At 70.3% G+C, this 6079-nt stretch carries 5 protein-coding genes and 1 pseudogene; 5 read left to right on the top strand and 1 reads right to left on the bottom strand.

What is annotated here, in order from left to right:
• The 3 genes and pseudogenes from VF794_RS09745 to VF794_RS09735 all read left to right on the top strand — a co-directional run.
• Nucleotides 1-439, top strand: a pseudogene (locus tag VF794_RS09745) (S-adenosyl-L-methionine--L-methionine S-methyltransferase); the annotation flags it as partial.
• A 197-nt stretch (nt 440-636) separates the two neighbouring features.
• A complete protein-coding gene (locus VF794_RS09740; RefSeq protein WP_331109040.1) occupies nt 637-2109 on the top strand; it encodes an ATPase domain-containing protein in 1473 nt (490 codons plus the stop codon).
• Nucleotides 2106-3209, top strand: coding sequence for a hybrid sensor histidine kinase/response regulator (locus tag VF794_RS09735; RefSeq protein WP_331109039.1), 1104 nt, complete (start codon nt 2106-2108; stop codon nt 3207-3209). Before VF794_RS09740 ends, VF794_RS09735 begins: the two co-directional genes overlap by 4 nt.
• Here VF794_RS09735 and VF794_RS09730 read toward each other — a convergent pair.
• Nucleotides 3204-3740 (bottom strand): zf-TFIIB domain-containing protein, encoded by a 537-nt coding sequence (locus tag VF794_RS09730; RefSeq protein WP_331109037.1) that lies wholly within the window; start codon nt 3738-3740, stop codon nt 3204-3206. The two genes, VF794_RS09735 and VF794_RS09730, sit on opposite strands and share 6 nt — an antisense overlap.
• A gap of 144 nt (nt 3741-3884) precedes the next feature.
• On the opposite strand from VF794_RS09730, the gene VF794_RS09725 reads away from it, so the two are divergent.
• Both VF794_RS09725 and VF794_RS09720 read left to right on the top strand, forming a co-directional pair.
• Entirely contained in the window at nt 3885-4730 is an 846-nt protein-coding gene (locus VF794_RS09725; protein ID WP_331109035.1) for a hypothetical protein, read from the top strand.
• Nucleotide 4731: 1 nt separating this feature from the next.
• The coding region (locus VF794_RS09720) for a wax ester/triacylglycerol synthase family O-acyltransferase (RefSeq protein ID WP_331109033.1) at nt 4732-6079 on the top strand (1348 nt) is incomplete at its 3' end.

Raw genomic sequence — 6079 nt, 5'->3', positions numbered from 1 at the left:
CCTGGCCACGGCGCGGGCCGCCTCGCGCCTCTACGCGGCCTACGCGCGCAGCCCGGACGGCAGGCTGCTCTACCCGGAGCGACACCGGGACCTGCGCGAGTTCCTCGCCCGCATGCGGAGGGACCTCGCCGAGAAGCGGGCGCTGCTCGCCGAGGCCCTGCCGGAGGACGGGCGCGTCGAGACGGCGGAGGCCGGGGGCCTCTTCCTGGCGCCGAGGGTGATGTCCTGGCTGGGGCGGGAGCTGGGTGGTGTCGTCCTCACGGTGAAGAACCTGCCAGCCGTGGTGTATGAGCACACCCACGTGGTGCTGAACGGCGGAGACTGGTGCGGGGACCCCGAGCGGGTGCGCGTGGTCTTCTCCATCCCCCGTGAGAAGCTGCTGAAGGCCCGGGAGCGACTGCTGGCCTTCGCGGCGGAACTCCGGGGCCCCGGTCGCTAGCAGGCAGGCGGGCCCGCGGAACGCTCGGTCCGGCAGGTGACTTCCTGGCTGGGGCTTGCTCGAATCGCGGCATGGGGGGCCTATCCCTGTGTTAGGAAAAATGCACGGATCCGAGATCCAAGGTTCTCCCTTCCAGAAGAAGGCGCGCCCGCGGCAAGGCTCGTGGGTGCTCTTTCCCCTCTTCGCGAGTACCCCGTATGGACAGCAGTAGCCGGCAGCAGTGCCTCGAGACCGGTATCCAGAGCTTCGACAGGCTGTTGGGCGGTGGCATCCCCCGGCGCCAGACGCTCATCGTCACTGGCAACCCCGGGTCCGGCAAGACCATCCTCTGCAGTCAGGTGTCCTTCCTCGCCGCCATGCGCGGGCTGCCCGTGGTGCTCGCCACCGTCACCTCCGAGCCCCACGACAAGCTGATGGAGGCGCTCACCAGCTTCTCCTTCTTCCGCCGCGAGCTGCTGGGCGAGAAGATCTTCCTCGTGAGCGCCTACTCCTCGCTGAAGAAGGGCGCCAAGGAGGCGCGCGACGTCCTCCTGCACACCGTGCGCGAGCGGGGCGCGAAGCTGCTCTTCATCGACGGGCTGCGCTCCATCCGCGACCTCTGGCAGGACGAGGCGATGCTGCGCGAGTTCCTCTATGAGCTGGGCATCGGGCTGGCCGCGATGGACTGCGTCGGCATCTTCACCACCGAGTACCCCCTCGACAAGCTGATGTCGCTGCCGGAGGCGACGACGGTGGATGGCATCATCTCGCTGGCGGTGCTCCCCAAGGGCCTGCGCCGCATGCGCCGCGTGGAGGTGGTCAAGCTGCGTGGCCGGCCCCACCTGGCCGGCGAGCACCTCCTCCAGATTGGGGCCGAGGGCGTGGAGATCATCCCGCGGCTGGAGACCCACGTCCCCTCCGACAAGGACTTCGTCCCCACGCGCGTCCGGGCCAGCTTCGGCCTGCCCGAGTTCGACCAGTTGATGGAAGGCGGGTTGCCTCTCCAGAGCACCACCATGCTCGCGGGCAGCATGGGCATCGGCAAGACGCTGCTCGCCGTGCACTTCGCGGCGGAGGGAGCCCGCCAGGGCGAGAAGACGCTCTTCGTCTCCTTTTACGAGCCTCCCGCCGCGCTGTTCGCCCGGGCGCAGCGCATTGGTCTGAACGTGCAGGTGGACCTGTCGAGCGGGGCCCTGACGATGCTCCACCAGCCTCCGAGCGAGCTGGAGGCGGATGTGCTCATCCACCGCATCCTGCGAGAGGTGGAGCGTCAGGGCATCAAGCGGCTGGTGATCGACGGGCTGACGGATCTCGAGCTCGCCATCTCGGATCCGGAGCGGCGGCGCACCTTCCTGGCCGCGTTCAGCACGCACCTGCGGGTGATGGGAGTGACCTCCCTCTTCACCAAGGAGGTATCGAAGATCGCCGGCACCGAGCTGGACTTCAGCGACACGCCCATCGCCATCCTCGGCGAGAACCTGATGCTGTTGCGCTACGTGGAACTGCGCGGGCGCATCCACCGGGTCCTGTCCATCCTCAAGATGCGCGACAGCAAGTACGAGGGAGACCTGCGCGAGTTCGAGATCACCGACGCGGGCATCCGGGTGCTGGCTCCGATGCGCTCGGCCACGGGCCTGCTCACGGGCCAGGCCCGGCCCATTGGCACGAGCATCGGCGGAGAGGACAGATGAGCGTCATCCTCATCGCCGAGGACGAGGAGGCCATGCTCGAGATCTTCGCCCAGGTGGTGGAGGACCTGGGCCACCGGGCGCTGCGGGCGAGCAATGGGGAAGAGGCCCTGGTGCTGGCGCGGACGGAGCCGCCGGACCTGGTGGTGAGCGACCACATGATGCCCCGGCGCACCGGCGTGGAGCTGCTCCGCACGCTGCGCGCCGACTCGCGGCTCAAGGAGGTCCCCTTCCTGCTCTTGAGCGCCGCTCGCCCCACGGGCCTGGAAGAGGCGGATGCCTTCCTGTCCAAGCCGGTGGATCTCGATACCTTCGAGCAGGCCGTGCAGAACGTGCTGCGCGTGCGCGCCGCTCCGGAGGAGCCGCCGCGGCAGGAGCCCATGCTCGCCGGGGCCCGTGCGGACCGCTCCAACGGCACCGTCCGCGAGGAGATGCTCAACTGGGTCGCCCATGAGATCAAGACCCCCTTGAGCTCGGCGCGGCTCAATGCCCAGCTGCTGCTGCGCAAGCAGGGGGAACGAAGCTCCGGCGACGAGCGCAAGTGTACCGAGATCATCCTCCGGCAGTTGGACCGGATGAACACCCTCGTCACCTCCATCCTGGATGCGGCGCGCCTGTCCGAGGGCAAGCTGGCGCTGCGGTTGGAGCCGGGAAACTTCACGGCGTTCCTCCTGGAGGTGGTCCAGGACTGGAGCGAGCTCCAGCCGCAGGTGGACTTCCTGCTGAAGGGGGCGGAGCAGCGGGTCGAGCTCTCCTTCGATGCCGAGCGCGTGCGCTACATCCTCAACAACCTCATCTCCAACGCGGTGAAGTACGGCGGAGAGACGCGGCGGGTGGAGGTGTCGCTCTCCCTCTCACCCGGGCTGGCCGTCGTCCAGGTGCGCGACTGGGGCGTGGGCATCGCCGCCGCCGAGCTGCCCAACGTCTTCGACCGCTTCCACCGCGCGGAGGTCGCCGGGGGACAGGGGCATGGGCTCGGCCTCTACATCGCCGGGGCGCTCGCGAGGCTTCACGGGGGCACGCTCGGCGTGCAGTCGACGTTGGGGGAGGGCTCCACCTTCAGCCTCCGGCTCCCCCTCTCGAGCTCCCGCCGGGGGCTATGAGTCGGAGCCGCCGAACCAGCGGCTCAGCCATCCCCCAACGCGCTTCACCGGCTGCTCCTCCTCGGCGGGGGGCGGCCTCGCGGTGGGCGCGCAGCCCTTGCAGTGCAGGCCCTCCTTGGCGTCCCGGGCCTCGTTGAGCGGGAAGCGCTCACCACAGGCCACGCAATAGAAGAAGAAGTAGCGCCGCTCGCCGCTGACCTGGGCGCCGAGCGGGGCCACCGTCTCGGTACCGTAGGTGAGCTGCTCCAGCTCGCCCTCGTCCATGTAGACGCCATGGCAGCGCTCGCACGTCTCCACCTCCACGTCGCCGGGCAGCAGGGCGGGGCTCATCGGGCGCGCGCAGAAGGCACACGGGCGCTCGCTCCCGCCGGGCACCACCCGGGGCTTCAGCTCCCGCGAGAGCACCTCCGTGAGCTCGCCCGCCTCCAGCCATACGCCCTGGCACGCCCGGCACCGGTCCAGCTCGATGCCCATCGCGAAGAACCGCTGCATCCGTCCCCGACACGAGGGACACCGCTTGTCCGCACCCATGGCCGTGCAGTCTACGGGACTTTGCCCGCTAGGAGACGGTCCGCATGGAACCCTCGTTGCCGGACCACTCGGACGTCACCACATGGCGGTGGCGCTTCGAGTGAGGGTACCCGCCTGCGAGCTTTCTGCTTCGTCCTGTCGTTGATGTTGTTGACCGCCCTCGCCTGGACGCGGGCCTCCCAGGCGCAGGCTCCCCAGGTGCAGGTTGCCGCGAGCACGCCGCGCACCCTGGCCGGACGGTGTGGCGCGGCCAACTGGGTGTGCGTGTCCCAGTGCATCGACATCTCGTGCGTGGAGAAATGCCTGGCCAAGGGGTGCGAGGAGGCCCTGGTGTCGCTCGCGCGGTGTGCCCAGAAGTCCGGCTGTGGCCCGGACGACTCCGCGTGTGTGGCGCGCGTCTGTGGCAAGCAGTGCGAGCGCACCTTCGAGCCCGCGCCGCCCAGCCCCGTGACGGAGACGCCGGACCCGTGCGCGGACGGCTCGGTGGGCGCGGGGAAGGTGCCCGCGAAGATGGTGGGGCGCTGGTCGCTGGAGGCCGCGAGCCTGCGGCCGGAGGAGAAGGCGCGGGTGGTCGAGGGCAGAGGCAGCCCGGATGCGGGAGTCACCGTGGATGGAGGCGTCGACGCCGTCGCGGACGCGATGCCGCGCACGGACTACGAGCGCTGGCTGGAGGTGACGCCCGGGGGCTGTTTCGTGCTGCGCTCGCGGCTGGAGGATGCCACGCTGGGACGGGGCAACCAGTTGGAGGTGCGCCGCTGGGGCGCTTTCGTGGTGAACGAGAAGAAGGACACGGTGGAGCTGCGCACGGTGTCCGGACAGGCGGTGGGTCCGGTGTGTGGCAAGCCGCGCGTCATCAGCCTGGAGAAGGGGAAGTTCGAGCAGCGCACCTACTCGTACGAGATGACCAAGGACACGCTCACGCTCACGGCGGAGACGCCCTCCTCGCAGACGTTCCAATTCCGCCGGCAGCAGCCGGAGCAGGGCCAGTGAGATGACGGAGCGGATGACCCCCGCGGACGCGGCGTGGCTCCAGATGGAGGAGCCCACCAGTCTCATGGTCATCACGGCGGTGCTCTGGTTCGACGAGCCGGTGGACTGGGAGCGGCTGACGGAGGTGGTACGCGAGCGGTTGGTGGAGCGCTACCCGCGCTTCCGGCAACGGGTGGTGAAGAGCGGGCTGCTGGGGACGCCGCACTGGGAGGACGACCCGGCCTTCCGGCTGGAGGCGCACCTGGGGCGCACGAGGCCGCCGGCTCCCGGGGGCCGTGCCGCGTTGGAGGCGCTGGTGGGCGAGTCGATGAGCACGCCCATGGATTTCTCTCGGCCGCTGTGGGAGCTGCGCCTCATCCAGGGGGGCGAGGCCGGGGACGCGCTGCTGATGCGGGTGCACCACGTCATCGCGGACGGCATCTCGCTGGCGAGGGTGCTGCTGTCGCTGACGGATGAGCGCGCCGATGGGGGCGCGAAGCGCGAGCTCTTCGAGGAAGAGGAGGGCACCTCGGGCACGCTGACGCGGCTGCTGCGGGGAGCGCGGACGGTGGTGGGCTCGACGCGAGCGGCGTGGAAGCGGGGCGCGGAGTTGCTGTCCGAGCCCATCCAGCTCATGGATCTGGCGGTGGAGGGGGCGCGAGGGGCCTCGGCGTTGAGCCGGCTGCTGACGCTGCCTCAGGACCCGCCCTCGCCCTTCAAGGGGGCGCTGGGCGTCGAGAAGCGGGTGACCTGGTCGCCGCCGGTCCCCGTGGAGCGGATGAGGGAGATCGGCCACGGCACGGGCAGCACGGTGAACGACGTGGTGATGGCGGTGGCGGCGGGGATGCTGCGCCGCTACGTGCGGGCACGAGGGCGGGTGCCGGAGGACCTGCGGGCGGTGGTGCCGGTGAACCTGCGACCCCCGCACGAGCCCCTGCCGCGCGAGCTGGGCAACCGCTTCGGGATGGTGTTCCTGCCCTTGCCGCTCGGGGTGGAGGACCCGCTGGAGCGGCTGTGGGAGCTGAAGCGGAGGATGGACCGGCTGAAGCGCTCGCCGGAGGCGGCGGTGGTGTTCGGGATGCTGACGGTGGCGGGGATGGCGCCGACGGCGGTGGAACGGGCGGCGGTGGAGGTGGTGAGGAAGAAGGCCTCGCTGGTGCTGACGAACGTGCCGGGTCCGAAGAGGCCGGTGTACCTGGCGGGGGTGAAGCTGTCCGGGGTGATGTTCTGGGTGCCGGTAGCGGGGAGACTGGGGCTGGGCTTGAGCATCTTCAGCTACGCGGGCCACGTGACGCTGGGCGTGGCGGCGGACGCGGGCCTGGTGCCCGAGCCCCGCGAGCTCATCCAGGACTTCGAGGAGGAGCTCACCG

Origin of the sequence: Archangium sp., from assembly GCF_036389735.1 — a bacterium.
Lineage (GTDB): Bacteria > Myxococcota > Myxococcia > Myxococcales > Myxococcaceae > Archangium.
The sequence above is the reverse complement of the archived record's forward strand: the minus strand, read 5'-3'. Positions and strand labels throughout refer to the sequence as shown.